The organism is Neobacillus sp. WH10 (genome assembly GCF_030123405.1).
In the GTDB taxonomy this organism is placed as follows: Bacteria; Bacillota; Bacilli; order Bacillales; family Cytobacillaceae; genus Neobacillus.
The window spans coordinates 552,103-575,518 of the sequence record NZ_CP126110.1; the positions used below are offsets into that span (position 1 = coordinate 552,103).

20 protein-coding genes are annotated in these 23,416 nt (G+C 41.6%); 15 read left to right on the top strand and 5 right to left on the bottom strand.

The window, feature by feature from the left end; genetic code table 11:
- Positions 1-6 precede the first annotated feature (6 nt).
- The gene (locus QNH20_RS02695; protein WP_283921392.1) at positions 7-459 is read right to left on the bottom strand and encodes an OsmC family protein; all 453 of its coding nucleotides are present in this window, start codon (positions 457-459) and stop codon (positions 7-9) included.
- Positions 460-550: 91 nt separating this feature from the next.
- Here QNH20_RS02695 and QNH20_RS02700 point away from each other — a divergent pair, with 91 nt between their 5' ends.
- Complete coding sequence (locus tag QNH20_RS02700; protein ID WP_283921393.1) at positions 551-1,045, top strand: VanZ family protein; 495 nt, start codon at positions 551-553, stop codon at positions 1,043-1,045.
- 150 nt (positions 1,046-1,195) lie between these two features.
- On the opposite strand, the gene QNH20_RS02705 is transcribed toward QNH20_RS02700, so the two are convergent.
- Positions 1,196-1,855, bottom strand: coding sequence for a lysozyme family protein (locus QNH20_RS02705; RefSeq protein ID WP_283921394.1), 660 nt, complete (start codon positions 1,853-1,855; stop codon positions 1,196-1,198).
- Between the two features lie 220 nt (positions 1,856-2,075).
- Between QNH20_RS02705 and gatC the strand changes: the two genes are divergently transcribed.
- The 3 genes from gatC to gatB are packed head-to-tail and all read left to right on the top strand — an operon-like array spanning position 2,076 to position 5,277.
- Complete coding sequence (gene gatC / locus QNH20_RS02710; protein ID WP_283921395.1) at positions 2,076-2,375, top strand: Asp-tRNA(Asn)/Glu-tRNA(Gln) amidotransferase subunit GatC; 300 nt, start codon at positions 2,076-2,078, stop codon at positions 2,373-2,375.
- Between the two features lie 4 nt (positions 2,376-2,379).
- Positions 2,380-3,837, top strand: a complete 1,458-nt coding sequence (gatA, locus tag QNH20_RS02715; protein WP_283921396.1) for an Asp-tRNA(Asn)/Glu-tRNA(Gln) amidotransferase subunit GatA — start codon at positions 2,380-2,382, stop codon at positions 3,835-3,837.
- A 12-nt stretch (positions 3,838-3,849) separates the two neighbouring features.
- Positions 3,850-5,277: an Asp-tRNA(Asn)/Glu-tRNA(Gln) amidotransferase subunit GatB gene (gene gatB, locus QNH20_RS02720; RefSeq protein WP_283921397.1), complete on the top strand. Its 1,428-nt coding sequence runs from the start codon at positions 3,850-3,852 to the stop codon at positions 5,275-5,277.
- 578 nt (positions 5,278-5,855) lie between these two features.
- On the opposite strand, the gene QNH20_RS02725 is transcribed toward gatB, so the two are convergent.
- Positions 5,856-6,290 (bottom strand): VOC family protein, encoded by a 435-nt coding sequence (locus tag QNH20_RS02725; RefSeq protein WP_283921398.1) that lies wholly within the window; start codon positions 6,288-6,290, stop codon positions 5,856-5,858.
- Positions 6,291-6,517: 227 nt separating this feature from the next.
- On the opposite strand from QNH20_RS02725, the gene QNH20_RS02730 reads away from it, so the two are divergent.
- Positions 6,518-7,060, top strand: a complete 543-nt coding sequence (locus tag QNH20_RS02730; protein WP_283921399.1) for a DUF1697 domain-containing protein — start codon at positions 6,518-6,520, stop codon at positions 7,058-7,060.
- 40 nt (positions 7,061-7,100) lie between these two features.
- On the opposite strand, the gene putP is transcribed toward QNH20_RS02730, so the two are convergent.
- Positions 7,101-8,594: a sodium/proline symporter PutP gene (gene putP / locus QNH20_RS02735; protein ID WP_283921400.1), complete on the bottom strand. Its 1,494-nt coding sequence runs from the start codon at positions 8,592-8,594 to the stop codon at positions 7,101-7,103.
- Positions 8,595-8,817: 223 nt separating this feature from the next.
- Here putP and QNH20_RS02740 point away from each other — a divergent pair, with 223 nt between their 5' ends.
- A complete protein-coding gene (locus QNH20_RS02740; protein WP_283921401.1) occupies positions 8,818-9,372 on the top strand; it encodes a thioredoxin family protein in 555 nt (184 codons plus the stop codon).
- Positions 9,373-9,527: 155 nt separating this feature from the next.
- On the opposite strand, the gene plsY is transcribed toward QNH20_RS02740, so the two are convergent.
- Positions 9,528-10,148: a glycerol-3-phosphate 1-O-acyltransferase PlsY gene (gene plsY / locus QNH20_RS02745; RefSeq protein WP_283921402.1), complete on the bottom strand. Its 621-nt coding sequence runs from the start codon at positions 10,146-10,148 to the stop codon at positions 9,528-9,530.
- A 103-nt stretch (positions 10,149-10,251) separates the two neighbouring features.
- On the opposite strand from plsY, the gene QNH20_RS02750 reads away from it, so the two are divergent.
- The 9 genes from QNH20_RS02750 (at position 10,252) to narJ (ending at position 23,415) form a co-directional block, all read left to right on the top strand.
- Positions 10,252-11,034, top strand: a complete 783-nt coding sequence (locus tag QNH20_RS02750) for a class I SAM-dependent methyltransferase (RefSeq protein WP_283921403.1) — start codon at positions 10,252-10,254, stop codon at positions 11,032-11,034.
- Positions 11,035-11,987: 953 nt separating this feature from the next.
- Positions 11,988-13,217 (top strand): sensor histidine kinase, encoded by a 1,230-nt coding sequence (locus QNH20_RS02755; protein WP_283921404.1) that lies wholly within the window; start codon positions 11,988-11,990, stop codon positions 13,215-13,217.
- A 12-nt stretch (positions 13,218-13,229) separates the two neighbouring features.
- Positions 13,230-13,883 (top strand): response regulator transcription factor, encoded by a 654-nt coding sequence (locus QNH20_RS02760; RefSeq protein WP_283921405.1) that lies wholly within the window; start codon positions 13,230-13,232, stop codon positions 13,881-13,883.
- A gap of 9 nt (positions 13,884-13,892) precedes the next feature.
- Positions 13,893-14,798 carry a GAF domain-containing protein gene (locus QNH20_RS02765; protein WP_283921406.1) on the top strand — a complete coding sequence of 302 codons (906 nt, stop codon included), beginning with the start codon at positions 13,893-13,895 and terminating at the stop codon, positions 14,796-14,798.
- Between the two features lie 284 nt (positions 14,799-15,082).
- Entirely contained in the window at positions 15,083-16,375 is a 1,293-nt protein-coding gene (locus tag QNH20_RS02770; protein WP_283921407.1) for a NarK family nitrate/nitrite MFS transporter, read from the top strand.
- 48 nt (positions 16,376-16,423) lie between these two features.
- Positions 16,424-17,638: a nitrate/nitrite transporter gene (locus tag QNH20_RS02775; RefSeq protein ID WP_283921408.1), complete on the top strand. Its 1,215-nt coding sequence runs from the start codon at positions 16,424-16,426 to the stop codon at positions 17,636-17,638.
- Between the two features lie 45 nt (positions 17,639-17,683).
- Complete coding sequence (locus tag QNH20_RS02780) at positions 17,684-21,376, top strand: nitrate reductase subunit alpha (protein WP_283921409.1); 3,693 nt, start codon at positions 17,684-17,686, stop codon at positions 21,374-21,376.
- Complete coding sequence (gene narH, locus QNH20_RS02785) at positions 21,366-22,877, top strand: nitrate reductase subunit beta (protein ID WP_481858026.1); 1,512 nt, start codon at positions 21,366-21,368, stop codon at positions 22,875-22,877. The genes QNH20_RS02780 and narH overlap by 11 nt, the downstream gene beginning before the upstream one ends.
- A complete protein-coding gene (gene narJ, locus QNH20_RS02790) occupies positions 22,849-23,415 on the top strand; it encodes a nitrate reductase molybdenum cofactor assembly chaperone (protein ID WP_283921410.1) in 567 nt (188 codons plus the stop codon). The genes narH and narJ overlap by 29 nt, the downstream gene beginning before the upstream one ends.
- Position 23,416 lies beyond the last annotated feature (1 nt).

Sequence of the window (23,416 nt, forward strand, 5' to 3'; positions counted from 1 at the left end):
TGTTTTTTATCCTACAGCCACTTCTACTATTGCCTCAAGTTCAATTTCCACATTCCCTTTAATGGCACGGCTAATCATGCAGGATGTTTCTGCTTTTTTGGCAAGCCGCCTAGCCAACTCAATCTCTTTTTCCGTAGCATCTGCTTTCAAGACAACATTTGGATGGTGGATAATCTTTTTATAGGTGATAACTCCCTTGGTTACATCGACAATTCCCTCAGATTCCATTGTTAATTCTTCTTTTTCCAGTCCGCTGCGTTCCATTATCGCGGCCAGTGTAATGATGTAGCAGGTTGCTGCCGCCCCAAGCAGCATCTCATCGGGATTAGTGCCGACACCCGGTCCATCCATTTCTGGTGGGATGGAGACCTGGGTTTTTAAGTTACCGGCCTCAATTTCTCCGATACCATTCCGTAATCCCGGCCAGCTTGCTTTTAAGTGAAAAACATGTTCTGCCATAGTAATTTCCCCCAATTCGAGATTTGTTGCCATATAATTTGGAAAATATGGTATTGTAATTTTGATATGTAAAAAATGGAGCAGTGAATAAATGAAAATTATTTTTAAAATGATCCTGATACTAATTCTTTGTTTATATTTAGCCATTCTTTCAAAATTAATTTTGTTTAAATACATTCCGTTATCTCAGATTATGAATCATTTTGACTTTACATATGATGAATACCACTGGCGTTCGAATAATTTCGTCCCTTTAAAAACGATCTACTTTTACGTGTTCTTAGCAGATATCAATGTAAATATTCGGATTGAAAACTTAGCAGGTAATATCATTGGCTTTGTGCCTTTCGGATTTATCTTACCATTGCTGGCGAAAAAGTTTCAAAACCTTAGCATCGTTGCACTTTCCACCTTTTGCTTAAGCTTGACGTTCGAAGTATTGCAGTTAGCATTCGAATTTGGCAGCTTTGATGTGGATGATTTGATTTTAAATACCATTGGTGGGATTTTAGGTTATCTGCCTTTTAAACTTGCATATCTTTTCATCCAAAGGAAAATGAGGAACGTAAAAAAACTTCAATTTTAAGGGGATCATCGGTGAAACTTTTTCTCTTAGGAAGTGATGTAAGAAGCGAGCGATTCAGAAACAGATATGACCACTATCATTATAGAAAGTCCAAGGCTTCGTCCAGAGCAATTATTAAAAACGCTGTAAATGAAAACACCCGATGGACCTTTAAAAGGATCCACTGGGTGTTTTTTCGCTGCTAGTCACTGGGACACTATCCGCTAATAATTGAAGATTTTTTGTTACCTTCGTGCTGTAGGTGAAATCACCGTAGCAGTAAGGATAACGGAAATTATTTTTATCGCCGCCGCATGTATAAAGTGTCGGCTTTTCTTTTACCCGGATGAGTGAGTATTCCTTCGCCAGTTCCTCACTATGCTTGCCGCCGTGCTGTGCCACAAAATCGATATAACCGCTTCCCATGTTGTAAGCCTGGATAATCGTTGGGAAATCCACTTTCTTCTGATTCCCATAGGTTAGTACCCGCTGAAAATGTTTTACTCCAACCTCGATACTTTGTTGTGGATCCGTGATTGTATTTCTTGGTAAGCCGGCCGATTCCGAAGATTGCATTGGATCTCCGCCTTTACCGTGACTCTCTTGCTGCATTAAAGCTACTAGGACTGGAGTGTGTTCTTCAAGATGATACTTCGCTAATTCATCGTGTATTTGTGGACTATATTTTTTTACATCAGCAAATGGATCGTTTTCTACTATTTTAAGTGGGGAATTTTGTTTTTGAAAATAATTTTGAAACATCGCCAAACCGCAAAAAATGAGAAACAGCACGAAAAAGGTTTTGAATTTCTTCCGTCTTCGTTTTTTCATCTATCTTTCTCTCCCAAACAATTCTTCTTTGACCATTATAAGGGAAGGTATCATGACCTGTCAGGTATTAAAGGTATGAAAATTATGTATATTATTTGAAGTTTCCCATAATCTAAAACGCTAATTATATGTTAATACTGAAAAAGGAATCATTGCGGTAAAGCGAAAAAGTTTGGTATCATCAATAGTAAAATAACGTTGGGATTGGGGGTTATAAATAATGTCACGAATTTCAAATGAACAGGTGAAACATGTTGCCAACTTGGCACGCTTAGCGATCACGGAAGAAGAAACTAAAAAGTTCACAAAACAACTTGATGCGATCATTACCTTTGCGGAACAGTTAAATGAATTGGATACCGAAAATGTAGAACCTACATACCATGTACTTGATATGAAAAATGTCTTGCGTGAAGATATTCCACAACAAGGATTGCCGCGTGAAGAGGTACTAAAAAATGCACCGGAGCATCAGGATGGACAGATTAAGGTACCATCGATAATGGGGAAGGAGGATTAAAAAAGTGAGTTTATTTGATTATAAAGTTTCAGATCTACATGAGCTTTTACATAAAAAAGAACTAAAAGTTACTGATCTTGTTGATGAATCGTATAAACGGATTAGCCAAGTCGAGGACAAGGTCCAGGCTTTTTTAACATTGGATGAAGACCGTGCGATGCAATCAGCAAAATTACTTGATGAAAAACTCGCAACCGATTCTCAAAAAGGCTTGTTATTTGGAATGCCTATTGGCGTAAAAGATAACATCGTTACAAAAGGATTACGAACAACCTGTGCGAGTAAGATTCTTGAAAACTTCGATCCGATTTATGACGCTACCGTTGTGCAAAAACTGCAGCAGGCAGAAACGGTGACGATTGGTAAATTAAATATGGACGAGTTTGCTATGGGCTCTTCTAATGAAAACTCGGCTTTTCAAAAGACTCGGAATCCGTGGAATCTTGACAGAGTACCAGGGGGATCATCTGGCGGTTCAGCGGCATCGGTTGCGGCAGGAGAAGTACTATTTTCACTAGGCTCTGATACAGGTGGATCCATCCGCCAGCCTGCTTCTTTCTGCGGTGTTGTTGGAATGAAGCCAACCTATGGCCGTGTATCCCGCTTTGGTCTTGTTGCATTTGCATCATCACTTGACCAAATCGGCCCTATTACAAGAACGGTTGAAGATAATGCCTATCTGTTACAAGCAATCTCAGGACTTGATCCAATGGACTCAACATCTGCGAATGTAGATGTTCCGAACTTTGCGTCTACCTTAACAGGAGATGTGAAAGGTCTTAAAATCGCTGTACCAAAAGAGTATCTTGGTGAAGGTGTTAACGAAACAGTTCGTCAATCGGTGTTAGATGCATTAAAAGTTCTTGAAAGTCTCGGAGCAGTTTGGGAAGAAGTTTCGCTGCCTCATTCCAAATACGCTTTGGCCGCCTATTATTTGCTGTCTTCATCAGAAGCATCGGCTAACCTTGCCCGTTTTGATGGATTAAGATATGGGTACCGGTCACCTGATGCTGAAAGTTTAATCGATTTATACAAAAAGACACGGGCAGAAGGCTTCGGGGATGAAGTGAAGCGCCGGATTATGCTCGGTACCTTTGCGTTAAGCTCCGGCTACTATGATGCCTATTATAAAAAAGCACAACAGGTTCGGACCTTGATTAAGAAGGACTTTGAAGATGTATTTACCAAATTTGATGTTATTGTCGGTCCGACAACGCCAACATCTGCATTTAAAATTGGCGAAAATATCGAGGACCCATTAACAATGTACGTAAATGATATTTTAACGATTCCTTTGAATCTAGCTGGCTTGCCGGGAATTTCTGTTCCATGCGGCTTTGACGCTGGTCTGCCGTTGGGATTACAAGTGATCGGTAAGTATTTTGACGAAGCAACTGTCTACCGTGTTGCCCATGCGTTCGAGCAGGCAACAGACTTTCATAAACAAAAGCCGGAATTGTAGGGGGTGAAAACAATGGAATTTGAAACAGTGATTGGACTTGAGGTCCATGTTGAGTTAAAAACAGAATCAAAAATCTTTTCGGCGAGCCCAAACCATTTTGGTGCTGAGCCAAATACGAATACAAGTGTAATCGACCTAGGGTATCCTGGGGTTTTGCCTGTCCTTAATAAAAAGGCAGTTGAGTTCGGGATGAAAGCGGCGATGGCTTTAAACTGTGAAGTTGCGACGCATACGAAGTTTGACCGCAAGAACTATTTTTACCCAGATAATCCAAAGGCCTACCAAATCTCGCAATTTGACAAGCCGATTGGCGAGCATGGCTGGATTGAAATAGAAGTTAATGGTTATACGAAACGGATTGGCATTACGAGAATTCATCTGGAAGAGGATGCCGGAAAGCTGAACCATGGCAAGGGGTATTCTTTAGTCGACTACAACCGCCAAGGTACTCCTTTAGTGGAAATCGTTTCTGAACCGGATATCCGTACCCCTGATGAAGCCTATGCTTATCTTGAAAAATTAAAGTCCATCATTCAATACACAGGCGTTTCCGATTGTAAGATGGAAGAAGGCTCACTCCGTTGTGACGCCAATATTTCGATTCGCCCGGTTGGACAAGAGGAATTCGGTACGAAGACGGAATTGAAGAACTTAAACTCTTTCAACTTTGTCCGTAAAGGCCTTGAATATGAAGAAAAACGACAAAAAGAAGTTGTCTCAGCAGGCGGAAAAATCGATCAGGAAACTCGTCGTTTTGATGAGGCGACTGGTGCAACCCTGCTCATGAGGGTGAAGGAAGGGTCCGATGATTATCGATACTTCCCGGAACCGGACTTACTCGACTTGTATATCGATGAAGATTGGAAAGCCCGGATTCGCGCTGAAATCCCTGAGCTTCCTGACGAGCGGCAAAAACGCTATATAGAAGAGCTTGGTTTACCTGTTTATGATGCCAAGGTTTTAACCGTAACGAAAGAAATGGCTGATTTCTTCGAGGCTACGGTTAATGGTGGAGCGGATGCGAAGCTTGCCTCGAACTGGATCATGGGAGATGTTTCTGCTTATTTGAATGCGGAGTCGAAAGAGCTTGATCAGGTCGCATTAACACCGGAAGGCTTAGCGGGAATGATTAAACTGATTGAAAACGGTACGATTTCAACGAAAATCGCAAAAACAGTTTTTCAAGAATTGATTGTAAATGGCGGCGATGCTGAGAAAATCGTGAAAGACAAAGGTCTCGTGCAAATCTCTGATGAAGGAACACTTCTTAAGATTATTGCAGAAGTTCTCGATGCTAACCCGAAATCCATTGAAGATTTTAAGGATGGAAAAAATAAAGCAGTTGGATTCCTTGTTGGGCAGCTAATGAAAGCAACCAAGGGACAAGCCAATCCACAAATGGTTAATAAATTATTGCAGCAGGAATTGCAAAAACGGTAAAAAGGAAGCTGGCAGAATCTACTCTGCCAGCTTTTTTGTGCCGATAGGAAAGTGTAACTTTCATGGCATAATGTACAACTCCGCCAATCGTCGAGTTTTCTTTATGAGAAAAAAGTCGAGCATTGTTCGACATCTTTTTTAACAATTTCCCGGGAAAAAACCAAGCTTAATAAGGAGTTACTCCATTGTTAATTAAACGTTTGTTTAATAAGAAAACATGGGAATACTTGTCGAAGTGTGCAATATTAGCTAAAATGAGCTGCTTTTCGCTATCATTCGCGGATTAAACTATAAACACCCTCCTGATTTTCGACAGTATTCTTTTCAATTCCGATGGAAATTCTTTATTGATAAACACTCACCCCATTTTTAATCAAACATTTGATTAGTTTTTTTCGAAACTAACCAAACGTTTGATTAAAAATGCAACAATCCTTGTTATATTGGACTTTTCTTCATAAATCTACTAAGAAATTTGTCGGAAACTAGATGGTAGAAAATGCAAGAAATCAGGTAATTTTAAAAAAACACAAAAATAAAGGGTATCTAAAAAATCTTTAGATACCCTCTCGGATAGATTAAAACGCAATCATCGCCCCGTGCTCATCAAAGATAGAGCTTGGATTCCAGGCAACTTCCCATAGATTGTTTTCAGGGTCGGCAAAATAGGCGGTGCGTCCGCCCCAAAAGGCATCACTTGGTTCTCGTAATATTTTCCCGCCAGCTTTACGTATTTCTTCAATGGTTGAGTCAACTTGTTCCGGTTTCTCAACGTTAATCGCAAAGGTCACAGCGCGAAAGGTTTCAGGTGATGTCGGAAGTTCAATGCCGGCATCCTTGGCTAACTCGGCAATCGGAAACAATGAAAGCAGGACACCCGCCGTTTTAAAGACAGAGTATTGATCAGAGCTAAAGTCGGTTTCCTCCCAGCCTAGCGATTTGTAAAACGCACGAAGAACAGGTAAATCAATTGCACCTAATGTAAGCAGGCTTACTCTTTGTGGAACCATCATTTTATACCTCCATTTAAGTTCTTTTTCCATTAACTGTTCTTCAACTATTTCTTATTCTCCTTCTTTAACGGGGACACTTTTCATATTTGGAAGCATTTTAATTAACCAAACGTTTGATTGGTTTTGAAAAAACGAAACTAGTAGTTTTTTGGTAATGAATAGAGTTTATATTGGCTTAAAAATGGTAAGATTTAGAGAAAGAGAAATAAATAAAGTGAGGTACATAAATGACTATTTACATTGCGCTATTACGGGGAATCAATGTTGGCGGGCATCATAAAATTAAAATGGCAGATTTGAGAAGTTTATTGGAAATGATGGGCTTACAGAATGTGAGAACCTATATTCAAAGTGGGAATGTATTATTTGAATCGGATGAGGAGGCGAAACAACTAAGCCAACGAATGGAAGAGGAAATAGGTAAGACATTTGGTTTTCCGGTACCGGTTGTTTTAAGAACGGCGGAGGAGTTTGAACAGATTATCCGGGACTGTCCTTTCTCGACAGATTCATTAAAGGAAGGGGAGAGTGTCCAAATAGCCTTTCTTGCAGACGCCCCTTCAGAGGAAAGCATCAATCAATTGAGTTCGTATAAAAGTCAAATGGAAGATTTTTTAATCATGGGAAAAGAGGTGTATTTTTTTTTCCGTAAGAGTATCCTAGATTCTAAGCTTGTGACTCAGCTTCCTAAACTAGGCGTTCCGGTGACAGTGCGAAACTGGAAAACGGTTATGAAGATAGCAGGATTGGCAAGAGATATGGCGCAATAAAGAAACGCTCGGATTTAAAAATCCGAGCGTTTTCTAACACCTATTCCTGTTTTAATAAGCGGACACTCTCATTAAATTCCTTCTCAATCGCCTCATTCTTCTTATAGGTGATTAAGCTGACAATAACAGCAACAAGCAGGTTGAGAACAAATCCTGGAACGATTTCATAAAGTGATTCACCGAAAAATACTTTACCAAGGTCGCCATTTTTCCAGACGATAACGGTAACAGCACCGACAATCATGCCGAACAAGGCGCCCCAGTTCGTAATCTTTTTCCAAAATAAACTTAATAAAATGATCGGGCCAAAGGATGCTCCGAAGCCTGCCCACGCATAAGCTACGAGGTCTAATATTGTGTTATTTTGCTTGAATGCTAGAGCAGCAGCCACGATAGCGACGATCAAGACAGCCATTCTTCCTAAAAAGACAAGCTGTTTATCCTTCGCATTTTTGTTCACTACCATTTTGTATAAATCTTCAACAAGTGCACTAGAAGTCACGATTAACTGTGAAGAGATGGTGCTCATAATCGCCGCTAGAATCGCAGCTAAGACAAAGCCGGCGAAGATTGGGTGAAACAAGATTTGCCCTAGTTGAATGAATACAGCTTCAGGATCATCTAGCGTATATTGTGGATTTTGTTTGAAAAAGGCAAGACCGATCAAGGCGGTAAAAATAGTCCCTAACAGTGAGAAAATCATCCAGCCCATTCCAATTCGGCGTGCGCTTTTTGTTTCTTTGATTGTTTTGATGGCCATAAAGCGAACAATGATATGCGGCTGTCCAAAATAGCCGAGCCCCCATGCCATCGCTGAAACAATTCCAATAAAAGATGTTCCTTTTAATAGGTCAAGTTTAGTAGAATCGATTGCTCGAATCGTTTCAAATGTTTCGGCTGGACCGCCAGTGTAGAAAATTCCAATCGCAGGAACAAGTAACAGGGCAATCAGCATCATTAAGCCTTGAATAAAGTCGGTATAGCTAACCGCTAAAAACCCGCCAAATAAGGTGTAGGCAACGACAACGCCGCCAACGATGAATAGTCCTGTATGGTAGCTTGTGCCAAAGGAGCTTTTAAAGAATACCGCTCCTGAAACCATCCCCGAGGAAACATAGAATGTAAAGAATAGAAGAATTACAATACCTGAAACAATGCGGAGTAGTTTCGTGTTGTCTTTAAAGCGGTTTTCAAGATAGCTTGGAATCGTAATGGAGTCATTTGCAACCTGTGTATACGAACGCAGGCGAGGTGCGACCAAGAGCCAGTTTAGATATGCACCAATTGTCAGGCCGATGGCAATCCAAGCGTCTGCTAAACCGCTTACATAAATGCCCCCAGGCAAGCCCATTAAAAGCCAGCCGCTCATGTCGGCGGCGCCAGCACTCAAGGCGGTTACAGCAGGCCCTAACGACCTTCCCCCAAGCATGTAATCCGTCAGATTGCTAGTTTTTCGGTAGGAATACCAGCCGATGAATAACATCATGGCAATGTAGATTCCAATCGAAACCAGTTGTAGTGAAACATTGGACATATTCTTACCCCCTTTGTTATGGAAAGAAAATAATTTAAATAATATTTTCTCTATATAAAATATTCTATCAATTAAATTCTTATATTTCTAGTGTAAAAATATTGCTTTTTTGAAATAGGAAAAAATACTTGTAGAATAATAACGGAAAATGAACAAAAGCAGTTCTTTTGTAACGTGTGGTTGAAACGATTATTATAAAGGAAAATGAAAGGGGTGCTGTGGGATGGATTTAAATGCTTGGTTTCAAAAAGGATTGACCGCGGAAGAGTACATCAACTCAATGACGCAAAATAAAGAGGAAATGCTATCGATTTATGAGCAGTTTTCCTTGACTGCTGAAGATAAAAGCAAGCTGGAGGCTTTAAGAACACAAAGCCTGCGAGCGATTGTGCTAACTGAAGATTGGTGCGGGGATGCGCTGCTGAACAACCCGATTTTGATGAGGATAGCCGAAGCGGCGGGGATAGAACTGCGTTTTGTTCTCCGTGATCAAAATCTCGAGTTAATGGATCAATACTTAACGAATGGTACGTCACGAGCAATACCTATTTTTATTTTTCTAAATGAAGAGGGTAGTGAAGTAGCCGTATGGGGGCCAAGGGCGCCTGAAATACAGGCACTTGTGGTGGAAAGGCGTGCTGCCCTGCCAGAGAAAGATGCAGAGGATTTCCAAGAAAAGCAAATTGAAATGTATAAGCAGCTTGTGGCGGCGTATCAGACAGATGCGGTTATTTGGCAAACTGTTGCAAAAAGTATAATCGCTGCTCTTCTAAAATAAAAAAGATTCCCGGTGGAAGTTTCCGCCGGGAATTTTTTTACACGTTAAGAAAGTATAAATTGGCAGCGAGGAAGAGTGCTCGACGTAGTTGCCAATTCTAAGAATTAAGTATAAGTGCAACTACGCCTCTGTCTTCATCAACCGGCGAGATTTCTTTAAAATCCGCTATTTTTTGGCGGAATCCGATCGTTAATCAAATTTTTATCATTGATTTTCGGTTCGACGCCAAGAATGAAGTTACGGATGTTTGAGCGGTGCAGATAGATTAAAAAGAATGAAAATAATAAAAAGATAAGTTCTAATTCGAGCTTAGGCGAAATGAATGCATAGATGAGCATACTGAGTCCAACTGAAATGGAACCAAAGAACACATATTTTGATAAAAAGATAACTAAAAAGAAGGTTACATAAGCAATTACTAGTAATGGAAAGTTTGCAATCAATAGCGCACCTGCGGTTGTTGCAATTGCTTTTCCGCCTCTGAAGCCTGCAAAAATGGGATAGCAATGGCCGACAACAGCCATAAGTCCAAAAAACAGCGGTTCCGCCTCAAGGTTAAAATAGATTGGCAGGTAAGCTGCCAGGGCTCCTTTTGCAAAATCGACGAGCAGCACGAACATGGCGGACTTTTTTCCGAGAACCCTCAGGGTGTTAGTTGCACCGGGATTTTTGCTGCCGTGGTCGCGGATATCGATACCAAAGACCAGCTTGCCCACAATTAGGGCAGTGGGGATGCTTCCAATTAAGTAGGAAGCAAGAAGCAACAACCAATACAAATGAATCACTTCCTCTCAATTATTTTCTAATAGCATTTTATCATAAAAAAATGGTATTATTTTGTTGAATTCTCACTATTCGGAAGAAAAGGGAGCGCCAGAAATGAAACAAGTTGATTTTGGCCAAGTTGCTAATAGCTATGCTCGTTCAAGAGAAGATATTCCCGTAACATTGATGGATAGCCTAAAGCTGCGCAATATTTTTTTTGAAGGGAAAAAGATCGCTGATATCGGAGCCGGAACAGGTGCATTAACGCGGAAAATGGCGATGAGAAAAGCCGATGTGATTGGAATTGAGCCATCTCAAGAATTGTTGGCACAGGCTAAGGGGTTAAATCAAACGAAGAATTTTGCGATTCCTTATCAACAAGGTTCGGCAGAAGCTACCGGCCTAGAAGATTCACAAGTTGATATTGTAACGGTGATGAGGGCATGGCATTGGTTCGACCGTCCGAAGGCAATTTTGGAAATGAAGCGGATTTTAAAGGCAAAAGGGACGTTTATTGTGATTGATTCTGGTTTTCTACCAGGTGTAGCGGTAGTGGAAAAGACATTTGAGGTTCTTGCAAAATATGTGGGTGACGGCTTAAAGCCTGCTGGGGCGAAGGCAGATTCCAAGCAGCGGATTAATGGCTTTCCCGTTGAATGGTTTGAGGAATGGCACCAAGGCGGTTTTGAATTGAGGGATTTTTATACATTGAATTACTCGGTTAGTTTTTCGAAGAATGAGTGGATCGAACGAGTAGAATCGATCTCTTGGCTTGCCGGATTAGATGAGGCAGTTCGAAAGCAGGCATTGGAAGAATTGTTCACTTCCTTACCTGAACAAGAATCGTATGATATCCCGCATGATTGCAATGTTTGTATTTTGAGATTAATAGAATAGCCAATTATGACGTGCGGGATAAATCTAAAGGGTTCCGTTTTCGGGTGCATAAGTGACACATAAAATAGTGTGAGAATTGACTCACGCTATTTTTCTTTTAAACAAAGGAATTTTCCGATTCTCTAGACACGTTGGTGTTAGAAATGACACACTTTTATTGAAGGGAGCAGTTTAGCAGTTCAAAAACTTAATGATTTTTAAACAAAAAGCCAGGTACCTCCCTACTGGATTACTTGTCAGGTTCAAAACCTGTCCGAAAAAGTCGTGGATTCAGACAAACAAAGGAAAATTCCAGCTAGACCTGTCCGAATGAGCCTCGTATTCGGACAAGGCAAGGTAACTTCAAGCTAGACCTGTCCGAATAAGCCTCGCATTCGGACAAGGCAAGGAAACTTCAAGCTAGACCTGTCCGAATGAGCGTCGTATTCGGACAAGGCAAGGAAACTTCCTGCTAATCCTGTCCGAATAAGCCTCGTATTCGGACAAGGCAAGGAAACTTCCTGCTAATCCTGTCCGAATGAGCGTCGTATTCGGACAAGGCAAGGAAACTTCCAGCTAGACCTGTCCGAATGAGCCTCGCATTCGGACAAACAAAGGAAACTTCCAGCTAATCCTGTCCGAATGAGCGTCGTATTCGGACAAGGCAAGGAAACTTCCAGCTAGACCTGTCCGAATGAGCGTCGTATTCGGACAAACAAAGGAAATTTCCAGCTAGACCTGTCCGAATGAGCCTCGCATTCGGACACACAAAGGAAATTTCCAGCTTTTCCTGCTACCTCCACTTATGTTCACAAGATAGTAAGAATCGGATAGGTGAAATGTGATATGAGTCACAGAGCAACAAGCTTAGCAAACTGTAATAATAAAGAAGAGGAACAGTTTCTACACAGGATAGGTAACTACGCTAGGTTTTATTTTATGTAGGAAGTTGAAACTAAACGAGGGGGAGTGTTATGAATTCAGGTAATCGGGTCCCTAACAGATCATTTTATTTATTTCTCATGAAAAATGGTCTGATCAGCATGATAGTTTCACTGATTATCGTGCAATCTTTAGTATCTATGCTTCATGTTGACATTCATTATTTAGATAAATTGCCGTTATTTTTTTTCGTCTTCATCATTATTACTGTTTTTTTTATGATTATTTTTATTCAAGAGAGAAAATTACTGTCTAAACAAGAACAAATTATTGCAGTAATCAAAAATAGTACACAAAGCATTTTCATTCTTGATAAAAATAAAAACATTATCAGTCTAAACGATGCCGGAAAGGATCTTCTTCATCTTCAGAATAAAGATGTTGTTAATTTTTGTGATGTTTGTTCCACCTTTCCAGGTACCGAGAAAATTTGTGATGTGTCCAAGTGCTTTTTGAATAATGACCAAGAAAATCCAGTAGAATTGTATATTAAATCTTATAAAGAACTTATTCCTGTACAAGCGACTATTTCATATTATACAACCCCTGAGAATGAAAAAGGGACGGTCATTGGTCTGCAAAAGATTAGTGAAAAACGAAAAGAGGAACAAAAAAAAATTGAAAAAATGATTACCCACTCTATTTTTCAAGCTCAAGAAAGAGAGAGAAAGCTCATATCAAGGGAACTCCACGATGGAATTGGGCAATCATTATTCGGAATACTCTTACAAGCAGAATTCATCAAGTCTATTTCCAAAAATAATAACGAACTGGATACTCAGCTTGAAAAACATCAACGAATGATTACCCAAACGATAGAAGATGTTCGAAATTTATCCTCTGAATTACGTCCTTCCACCCTTGATGACCATGGACTTATTGTTACTTTAAAGAACTTTATCCGAGATTTTGGCAACCGATTTGGCATGCAAATAAATTTTACCTATAAAGGGTGTAATCAGCGTCTGCCGTCGTCCATTGAAACAGCTTTGTATCGAATTGCCCAAGAAGCTTTGATTAACGCGGCAAAGTATTCTAGTGCGGAGCGGATTGATATTGTCATTGATGTTGATAAGCCTTCAGACAAAGTATTCCTATCGATTTCTGATTTTGGGAAAGGATTTGAACTCAATCCCTCGAATCGAAAAGGGGTCGGAATCTATAGTATGGAAGAGCGAGCCTCTATTTTAGGGGGGGATTTTTCGATTGTCTCTGAAATTGGCAAGGGAACACAGATTCAAGTAATTATTCCGATTGGATAAAGGTGGTAAACAATGAATAAAATTCGGATCTTTTTAGTGGATGATCATGCCGTTGTTCGTGATGGTCTGAACTTATTATTGAATGCTCAATCAGATATGATTGTCATTGGGGAAGCTGCCGAAGGAAATGAAGCACTGCTAAAAATCCCTAAGGTTAACCCAGACGTGGTCATCATGGACTTAAGCATGCCAAACGGGAGAGACGGTCTGCCAACTACGAGTGAACTCGTGCAAAACTTCCCGGATATCAAGGTTCTCATTTTATCGATGCATGACGATCCGGATTCTCTATTTAGGGCATTAAGAGCGGGAGCGTCCGGTTTTTTATTGAAATCATCACTTGGGCAAGAGCTGGTGACGGCTATTCGACAAGTGCATTCCGGGCAGGCCTATCTTTATCCAAATGCCCAGAAAAGAGTAATCGAGCATGTATTTCATGATACAGGAGAAGAATACAATGATTCCTTTGATCTTCTATCTGAACGTGAAAAAGAGATTTGCAGCCTTGTGGCAAAAGGTTATACAAACAAAGAAACCGGAGAACTTCTCAATATTAGTCCGAGAACCGTCGAAACACATAAATCGAAAATTATGGAAAAACTTAAACTAACGACAAGAAGAGACTTAGTGCAGTTTGCATTAAAAAGAGGTCTTTTAGATAATTAGGTGAGGACGATGACAAATCAAAAAGTAGGATTAAAAGAAATACTAGAGTTAAAACTTCAATCACTTGTTTCTGAACTAAAGGTAGATTTTTCTGCGATTGCCTTTTATGATCCTCTTAATCTTGAATTCCGTTGGCGCTTAGCCATTGGTTCCTTAAACAACCGCTATACAAGTATTGTTGTTAGAAGTGGCAAAGGGATTTGCGGGCGAACGTTAAAAACAAAGCGAGAATTTATTATCACAAATTTTCCAGAAGAACTTCAGGATGAGTCTTTAGAATTTCCAATCCTAATCATAGAAGAACTCAAATCCGCAGCATCTGTACCGTTACTTTTTCACTCGCAGTTGATTGGCGTCCTGCTTATTGGTCAAAGGACGCGTAGAAGGTTTGATACCATTGAAATTGAAGCGATGAAATATGCAGCGGACGAGATTTCGAGTTTGTATATGCTCGAGCGAGAAGCGGAACGAACCCCTACAGATGAAAAAAAGGAAACAAAAAAGTCTTCCCTTTCTCGTTACTTTGTGGAGGAGAGGTCGAAATGGGGAGATAAGCTTGAAATCATTTTATTAGATCAACGTATAACCTTGCTGTCAGAAGAGGCACAGCAAAGCCTTATTTCTATCTTCAACCTTCTTTTTGAGCGTGCATTTGGAGCGGAAAATAATTCTAAAGTTAAAGTAATTATTGAACTAAAATCTGAACAGCAATTTGCCATTCAAATTAAAACAGATCATATCTTGGAACTTCCTGAAGAAGTGTTTTCGGTCCTTGCTGATGAAGTAAGAAAAATCAATGGAAGCATTGAAATGGTTTTTGATAATAAAAGAACGATTTTATCTATGAACTTTTTTCTAAGCTTGCTTTTACGTGATCAGCTTTGGAATACAATCCAAGAATCAAGTAACCGATAATGACTCATATTTCTTTCTTATGACCTATTCACAATGCTGGATAGGTTTTTTTGGCTAATACCAGGAAAGTATAAGGCAACTACGCCTCTGTCTTCGCCCTTAGGGGCTCGCCAATCGGCGAGTTTTCTTTATGTATTTGGCATAAGTGAATAAATTGTGAACATTTGAGTAACACACGATATGAAAATATGTAATTTCCCTTACTAATCTGAGGTGTAACCCTGATATTCACTGTTATTGAAAGCCTTTACAATGAAATCATAAAAACGAAAGGATGAAGAGAAATGGAGAGGATTAAACATTGGGACCCAGAGAATAGCCAGTACTGGAAATCGGAGGGAAAGCGACATGCTCAGCGAAACCTTTGGATTTCGATTCCTGCACTATTTTTAGCGTTTATCGTTTGGCAAATTTGGTCGGTTGTAGCAGTAAAACTGAATGATGTTGGTTTTCATTTTACATCAAGCGAACTTTTCACCTTGGCAGCACTTCCGGGACTTGTCGGGGCAACATTGAGAATATTTTTTACCTTTATGCCGGGGATATTTGGAGGGAAAAACTGGACGGTGATTAGTACAGCAGCCCTTTTGCTGCCAGCAATCGGAATTGGCTTTGCTGTTCAAAACCCAGATACATCTTTTACCACGATGGCAATTTTAGCGGCTCTTTGCGGAATCGGAGGAGGGAATTTTTCATCATCGATGGCTAATATTAGCTTCTTTTTTCCAAAAAAATTAAAAGGCGCCGCAAATGGTATGAATGCGGGAATTGGAAATCTTGGGGTAAGTGCGGTTCAATTCTTAACACCGATTGTGATCACGACGGGGGCATTTGCTGGAATAGTCGGTTCCTCACAATTAATGAAGGATGGGACAGAAGTTTGGATTCAAAATGCCGCCTTTATTTGGGTAGTGCCAATTGTCATTGTCACGATCTGCGCCCTTTTTGGAATGGATAATCTCCCAAATGCAAAACAATCATTTAAGGAACAAGCCATCATTTTCAAAAATAAGCATACTTGGATCATGTCATGGATATACACAATGTGCTTTGGCTCCTTTATTGGCTATGCGGCAGCATTTCCATTGCTTATTAAAGCGGAATTTCCGGAAATAAATCCCCTTCAGCTAGCATTTTTAGGACCGCTGGTTGGGGCATCGGTCAGGCCAATCGGCGGCTGGATTGCCGATAAGATTGGCGGAGCAAAAGTAACGTTTTGGGATATTATCGTCATGATTGCGGCAACGGTAGGAGTTATTTACTTCTTAAATGAAAAGAATTTTACCGGATTTTTAATCATGTTTATTATTCTCTTTTTCACAACAGGGATCGCCAATGGTTCTACTTTCCGGATGATTCCGATTATTTTTGAACCAAAGCAGGCGGCACCAGTTCTTGGTTTCACAGCAGCCATTGCTGCATATGGGGCCTTCTTAATTCCAAAGATATTCAGTTGGTCGATATCGGTTTCAAACTCTGCGAATTTAGCACTCTACCTCTTTATTGCTTATTACGTGATTAGTCTTGGAATTTGCTGGTTCTACTACGCTCGTAAAAATGCAGAAGTGAAATGTTAGCCCGATTTGTTGAAGACACAGGATGTAAAAAGATTAGGAGTGAAACAGATGGGGAATTTAAAAAACTTTTTAAAAAGTGGAAATTTGCCAACATTACTATCATCCTTTCTCTATTTTGATATTAGTTTCATGATCTGGGTTATGGTAGGGGCCACTTCCACTTTTATTGTTCAGGATTTCGGACTGACACCAGCACAGAAGGGGTTAATGGTTGGGATTCCGGTTTTAGGTGGATCCCTGCTCAGGATCCCAATGGGCCTGCTTGCCGATCGCTTTGGCGGAAAGCGAATGGGGATGATCGGAATGCTGCTAACGATGATTCCGCTTTTTTGGGGATGGTGGTTTGGAAATTCATTAACGGAAGTGCAAGCGTTTGGATTTTTACTCGGGATCGCAGGTGCAAGCTTCGCCGTTGCTCTGCCACTTGCCAGCCGCTGGTATCCTCCTGAGCATCAAGGACTTGCGATGGGGATTGCTGGTGCGGGAAATAGCGGCACCGTATTGGCAACCTTGTTTGCACCAAGAATTGCCCAAGCGTTTGGCTGGCATAGTGTGTTCGGTTTTGCGCTTATCCCGCTTTTTGTTGCATTTATCATCTTTGTTATTTTTGCAAAAGACAGTCCCAATGCACCAAAACCGCAAAAGCTTTCACAATACTTTGGCATTGTAAAAATTAAGGAAACATGGATTTTCAGCTTCTTTTACAGCCTATCATTTGGCGGTTTTGTTGGTTTGACTAGTTATCTTGCGATTTTCTTTGTGGATCAATACGGAATTAGTAAAGTTGCGGCGGGAGATTTTGTGACCATCACCGTCTTTGTTGGGAGTTTTGTTCGACCAATTGGCGGGTATATTGCCGATCGGCTTGGGGGTATCAATCTTCTCATTCGATTGTTTGGTTTAGCTGCAGTAGTGCTTTGTATGATTGGATTCCTTCCATCCCTTTATGTGACGCTGCCGCTGTTTATCATCGCTATGCTCATTTTTGGTATTGCAAACGGAGCAATCTTTCAGGTCATCCCGACAAGATTTCCACGCGAAGTAGGGATTTTCACAGGATTCGTTGGTGCAGCAGGTGGTTTTGGTGGTTTCTTTTTACCAAACATTCTTGGAATTTTTAAAGAAATGACCGGTTCTTATGCCCTCGGTTTTTGGTGGATTGGAGCAACCTATATTGCTGCCCTAGCCATCACGGTTTGGCTGCAGCACGCATGGAAAAAAACTAGCATCAAGAAATCTCCAACTAGTCTGACAGCAATGTAAAAAAAGCAGTTGAAATGATGCACTAAATGAAGAAAGGGGATTGAAATGAAAACAAAATCGAGCAGCTTTTTAAAAAAGCTTCGCTATTTTAAACCAATTGACACGAGCTTGGATGGCTGGAGCCAGCTGACTGTCGGAGACCGGGAATGGGAAAATGTCTATCGCCAGCGTTGGGCGCACGATAAGGTTGTAAGAACAACACATGGCGTTAACTGTACCGGATCGTGCAGCTGGAAGGTATTTGTTAAGGATGGGATCATCACATGGGAAAACCAGCAAACGGATTATCCAAGCTGTGGACCGGATATGCCGGAATTTGAACCAAGGGGGTGTCCGCGGGGGGCAAGCTTTTCCTGGTACGTGTATAGCCCGCTTCGTGTGAAATACCCTTATGTTCGCGGGGCTCTCCTGAAATTATATCGTGAAGCGCTAAAACAGGAAAACGATCCGGTCAAAGCATGGGCAAGTATTGTCGAAAATCCTGAAAAGACAAAGCAGTATAAATCTGCCCGTGGTAAAGGTGGCTTCATCCGAGCCACAAAGGAAGAAGTCAATGAAATGATTTCCGCATCGCTTATTTATACAACGAAGAGATTCGGACCTGATCGGATTGCTGGATTTACTCCTATTCCCGCCATGTCAATGGTTAGTTATGCAGCGGGATCACGCTTTTTATCGATGCTTGGAGCTCCGATGCTTAGCTTCTATGACTGGTATGCTGATCTGCCGCCAGCCTCCCCACAAATCTGGGGGGAGCAAACCGATGTTCCAGAGAGCAGCGACTGGTATAACTCCGGGTATATCATGATGTGGGGCTCCAATGTACCAATGACCAGAACACCTGACGCTCACTTTATGACAGAGGTCCGCTATAAGGGAACAAAAGTGGTTACCGTCAGCCCGGACTATGCGGAAAATGTAAAGTTTGCGGATGACTGGCTTCCAATCCAGCCTGGAGAAGATGCTGCGTTAGCGCAGGCGATGACCCATGTTATTTTAAAGGAGTTTTATGTCGACAAGAAGACGGATTACTTTTATGAATACGCCCAAAAATATACCGACCTTCCATACTTGATTACGCTTAAACAGAACGGGCAAGCTTATGTTTCTGACCGCTTCTTAACGGCAAGTGACTTAGGAATGCCATTCACGCATGCAGAATGGAAAACAGCTATCATCGATAGGCAGTCAGGGAAAATTATGATTCCTAACGGTAGTATCGGTCATCGTTGGGGGAACAAAGGACAGTGGAACCTGTTGCAAGAGGATGAACAGGGGAATCTGTTTGAGCCGGAGTTAACAGTTCTTGGCCAGGAAGACCGTATCGTTGACATCGAATTCCCGTTTTTTGACCGCGATCAAACAAGGACGGTTTCTCGCCCTGTTCCCGTGAAGAAGGTGGTAAAAGCATCTGGTGAAGAAATATATGTTACGACAGTGTTTGATCTTATGCTTGCCCACTATGGGGTGAATCGTAAGGAGCTAGGCAAAGGAAAGTCATTTAGTTATGAAGATCAGCACCCATACACACCGGCCTGGCAGGAAAAATATACAGGAATAGATAAAAAGCTGGTAGTAAAAATCGCTAGAGAATTTGCCCAAAATGCCGTCGATACAAATGGACGTTCCATGATTATCATGGGTGCAGGAATTAACCACTGGTTTAATGGTGACACCATTTACCGAAGCATTTTAAACCTAGTGTTATTGACTGGTTCACAGGGCGTCAATGGCGGTGGATGGGCTCATTATGTCGGGCAAGAAAAATGCCGCGTCCCGGAAGGCTGGGGAACGATTGCCTTTGGCCGTGACTGGTCGATGCCGCCGCGCCTGCAAAATGCAACATCTTTCTATTATTTTGCCACAGATCAATGGCGCTATGAAGAGACAAAGATGAATGAGCTTGCTTCACCACTTGTGAAAAAAGCAAGATACCGGCATTCAGCCGATTACAACGTTCTCGCCGCAAGATTAGGCTGGCTGCCCTCTTATCCGCAATTTAATCGAAACTCTATCAATCTATATGAAGATGCGCAAAAAGCAGGGGCCAAAACGGCAGAGGATGCTATTAAGTATGCGGTAAATGAGTTGAAAACTGGCAAGATGGAATTTGCGGTTGAAGATCCAGATCATCCTGATAACTTCCCAAGAAACTTGTTTGTTTGGCGTTCTAATTTAATTTCAAGTTCGGGAAAAGGACATGAATATTTCCTAAAGCACCTGCTTGGCACCTCCAATGGGCTCCTGGGAGATGAAAACCAGTCAATGAGGCCGGAGGAAATGAAATGGCGGTCTGAGGGTGCAGAAGGTAAACTCGATCTCCTTGTCTCCATCGATTTCCGAATGGCGGGGAATGCACTGTATTCTGATATTGTTTTACCTGCGGCCACTTGGTACGAAAAGCATGATATTAGCAGTACTGATATGCATCCGTTTGTTCATCCATTCAATCCGGCGATTAATCCGCCTTGGGAAGCACAATCTGATTGGGATACATTTAAAGGGATTGCCAAGGAATTTTCCGAAATGGCGGAGAAGCATTTCTCGGAACCAATCAAGGACCTGGTAACAGTCCCGCTCCAGCATGACACGCCAGATGAAATAGCTCAGCCTTTTGGTAAGGTGCTTGATTGGAAAAAAGGTGAAGTAGAAGCTGTGCCGGGTGTTACAATGCCGCGAATGATTTTTGTAGAACGCGATTATCGGAAAATATATGAAAAATTTATTGCCCTTGGGCCGCTTGTCGAGAAAAATCCTGTTGGGGCACACGGAATTTCTTTTTCCGTGGCAGAGCAATATCAGCAGTTGAAGGGTATGAACGGGACGGTCGAAATGGCGGGAATTTCTCATGGCATGCCAAGCATTGAGTCAGGACGACAGGCAGCGGAAGCGATGATGACCTTATCTAGTGCAACAAATGGGAAAGTGGCTATGAAGGCATGGGAAGCAGAGGAAGCAAAAACAGGACTTTCCTTAAAGGACATCGCAGAGGACCAAGCATCTGTACATCATACTTTTCAGGATATTTCTATCCAGCCGCGTAAGGTGATTCCAACGCCAATATTCACCGGGTCAAATAAAGGGAATAAACGCTATTCACCGTTTACGACCAATATTGAACGCTTTGTCCCATTCCGAACATTAACGGGGCGGCAGCATTTTTATCTTGACCATGAAATTATCACTGAATACGGGGAAAATTTCCCTATTTATAAACCGACATTACCGGAAATGGTTTTTTCCAGCCGTGATCAAGTACCGGAGAAACATGAGAATGAAATTACCCTTAGATATTTAACACCGCACGGGAAATGGAATATTCACAGCACCTATCAAGATAATTTAACGATGCTGACACTTTTCCGCGGCGGACCGCATGTATGGATGAGTGAAAAGGATGCCGAGAAAGCGGGTATTCAAGACAATGATTGGGTCGAAGTTTACAATCGAAATGGCGTTGTCGCAGCAAGGGCGGTAACAAGTCATAAAATGCCAAAAGGAACGCTGTATATGTACCATGCGCAGGATAAGCACATTAATACTCCAGGTTCGACGATTACCCGTGAACGGGGCGGAACGCATAACAGTCCTACCAAAATCCATGTGAAGCCAACCCAACTTATTGGGGGCTATGCACAGCTTAGCTATGGGTTTAACTATTATGGTCCGATCGGAAACCAACGTGATCTTTACGTTTCTGTCAGAAAGATGAAGGAGGTGCCTTGGCTTGAAGATTAAAGCACAAGTAGCGATGGTAATGAACCTAGATAAATGTATTGGCTGTCATACCTGTAGTGTTACGTGTAAAAACACATGGACGAATCGTCCGGGGGCCGAGTATATCTGGTTTAATAATGTCGAAACAAAGCCGGGGGTTGGCTATCCGATTGAATGGGAAAATCAGGAGAAGCACAAAGGGGGCTGGACATTAAAAAACAATCAACTTGAGTTAAAATCCGGAAGCAAGCTGAATAAACTTGCTCTCGGAAAAATCTTTCACAATCCAGACCTGCCAACGATTGATGAATATTATGAGCCATGGACATACGATTATGAAAAGCTGACGAACAGCCAGCAGAAGAAGCATCAGCCTGTTGCCCGGCCGAAATCACTGTTAACTGGGGATACAATGGAGCTAGAATGGGGGCCAAACTGGGAGGATGACCTTGCAGGTGCCCATGTAACGGGACTGCAAGATCCGAATATCAGGAAGCTTGAAGAGTCAGTAAAGCTTGAATTTGAACAAGCGTTTATGGCGTATCTGCCCCGGATTTGTGAGCATTGTTTGAATCCTGGTTGTGTCGCCTCCTGTCCTTCCGGTGCAATTTATAAAAGAGATGAAGACGGGATTGTCCTCGTTGACCAAGAGCAGTGCCGGGGCTGGAGATACTGTATGACAGGCTGCCCTTATAAAAAGGTTTATTTCAATTGGGAGACACAAAAAGCAGAAAAATGTACGTTTTGCTTCCCGAGAATTGAAGCAGGACTGCCAACGGTTTGTTCGGAAACGTGCACAGGCCGTATCCGTTATATCGGGGTTCTACTCTATGATGCAGACAGGGTGAAAGAAGTGGCAAGCACCCAAAATGAAAAAGATTTATACAAGGAGCAGTTAAGCTTGTTCCTCGACCCCAATGATCCTGAAGTAATCGAACAGGCGAAAAAGGACGGCATTTCTGAGGATTGGCTGGAAGCAGCCAGAAAATCACCTATCTATAAAATGGCGATTAAATATAAAATTGCTCTTCCGCTTCACCCAGAGTATCGGACATTACCGATGGTTTGGTATGTTCCGCCGCTAAGTCCATTTACAACCATGTTCGAGGGAAAGGATACAAACGGTGCGTTAGAAGAAATGTTTCCGGCGATCAGCCATATGAGAATTCCACTGGAGTACCTCGCTAACATGCTTACAGCCGGAGACACCGATATCATTATAGAAGTACTGGAAAAAATGGTCACCATGCGCCATCATATGAGGGCAAAAACATTAGGAAAAGCAGCAAATGAACAACGGCTTAAAAAGATTGGCATGGACTCGGAAGTAATCGAGGAAATGTACCGCTTGCTGGCTATCGCGAAGTATGAAGATCGATTTGTTATTCCTCCTGCACATAAGGAACACGTCCAGAATCTCTACGGGGAGCAAGGTTCAATCGGGTATAGCTTTGACTGTAATACTTGTAAAGTAGGTGGCTATGATGGATCAAATGATGAATTCCATGTTCTCAAAAGATGAGACCGAGGTCCGCGACTCCTTTAAAATGATTTCCTATCTACTACAGTATCCTGATAAAAGGTGGCTGCAATGGAGAGAACTGGTTGAAGAGGTCGAGGAATTTGAAAGTCCATCGCTCAAGACTCCGCTTGTCTCTTTTTTGAAGGCAATTGGCGATATTTCTATCGATGATTTAGAACAGTATTATGTTGACTTGTTTGATTTTAACCCTGCCTGCTCCCTTTCGTTGAGCTACTTGAAAGCGGGAGAACAGCGAGAACGAGGGCAAATTTTAGTAGAATTAAAGTCATTGTATAAGGACTATGGCTATGAAATGACAGATGAGGAGCTATCCGATTATTTGCCGGTTGTATTAGAATTTGCCTCGGTTGCCCCCCTGCAAATTTCCGCTAATCTGCTAGGTAGTTTGCGGGAGCCGATTGAAAAATTGAAGAATGAATTCGAAATGTTGAAAAGTCCGTATCTATTTTTAATCTCAGCCTGTTTAGCCGGAATGGAATTACTCGAAAAAAAACTTTTATCAGGGAGGAGGGAATAGA

What these genes read in the sequence shown, in the direction of transcription:
- QNH20_RS02730 (WP_283921399.1), top strand. Translation starts at nt 6,518, where the DNA reads ATGACTATTTACATTGCGCTATTACGGGGAATCAATGTTGGCGGGCAT.
- gatB (WP_283921397.1), top strand. Translation starts at nt 3,850, where the DNA reads ATGGAATTTGAAACAGTGATTGGACTTGAGGTCCATGTTGAGTTAAAA.
- QNH20_RS02775 (WP_283921408.1), top strand. Translation starts at nt 16,424, where the DNA reads ATGGGGAATTTAAAAAACTTTTTAAAAAGTGGAAATTTGCCAACATTA.
- QNH20_RS02765 (WP_283921406.1), top strand. Translation starts at nt 13,893, where the DNA reads ATGACAAATCAAAAAGTAGGATTAAAAGAAATACTAGAGTTAAAACTT.
- QNH20_RS02725 (WP_283921398.1), bottom strand. Translation starts at nt 6,290, where the DNA reads ATGATGGTTCCACAAAGAGTAAGCCTGCTTACATTAGGTGCAATTGAT.
- putP (WP_283921400.1), bottom strand. Translation starts at nt 8,594, where the DNA reads ATGTCCAATGTTTCACTACAACTGGTTTCGATTGGAATCTACATTGCC.
- QNH20_RS02780 (WP_283921409.1), top strand. Translation starts at nt 17,684, where the DNA reads ATGAAAACAAAATCGAGCAGCTTTTTAAAAAAGCTTCGCTATTTTAAA.
- QNH20_RS02770 (WP_283921407.1), top strand. Translation starts at nt 15,083, where the DNA reads ATGGAGAGGATTAAACATTGGGACCCAGAGAATAGCCAGTACTGGAAA.
- QNH20_RS02695 (WP_283921392.1), bottom strand. Translation starts at nt 459, where the DNA reads ATGGCAGAACATGTTTTTCACTTAAAAGCAAGCTGGCCGGGATTACGG.
- QNH20_RS02750 (WP_283921403.1), top strand. Translation starts at nt 10,252, where the DNA reads ATGAAACAAGTTGATTTTGGCCAAGTTGCTAATAGCTATGCTCGTTCA.
- QNH20_RS02705 (WP_283921394.1), bottom strand. Translation starts at nt 1,855, where the DNA reads ATGAAAAAACGAAGACGGAAGAAATTCAAAACCTTTTTCGTGCTGTTT.
- QNH20_RS02700 (WP_283921393.1), top strand. Translation starts at nt 551, where the DNA reads ATGAAAATTATTTTTAAAATGATCCTGATACTAATTCTTTGTTTATAT.
- QNH20_RS02760 (WP_283921405.1), top strand. Translation starts at nt 13,230, where the DNA reads ATGAATAAAATTCGGATCTTTTTAGTGGATGATCATGCCGTTGTTCGT.
- gatC (WP_283921395.1), top strand. Translation starts at nt 2,076, where the DNA reads ATGTCACGAATTTCAAATGAACAGGTGAAACATGTTGCCAACTTGGCA.
- QNH20_RS02740 (WP_283921401.1), top strand. Translation starts at nt 8,818, where the DNA reads ATGGATTTAAATGCTTGGTTTCAAAAAGGATTGACCGCGGAAGAGTAC.
- QNH20_RS02755 (WP_283921404.1), top strand. Translation starts at nt 11,988, where the DNA reads ATGAATTCAGGTAATCGGGTCCCTAACAGATCATTTTATTTATTTCTC.
- narJ (WP_283921410.1), top strand. Translation starts at nt 22,849, where the DNA reads ATGATGAATTCCATGTTCTCAAAAGATGAGACCGAGGTCCGCGACTCC.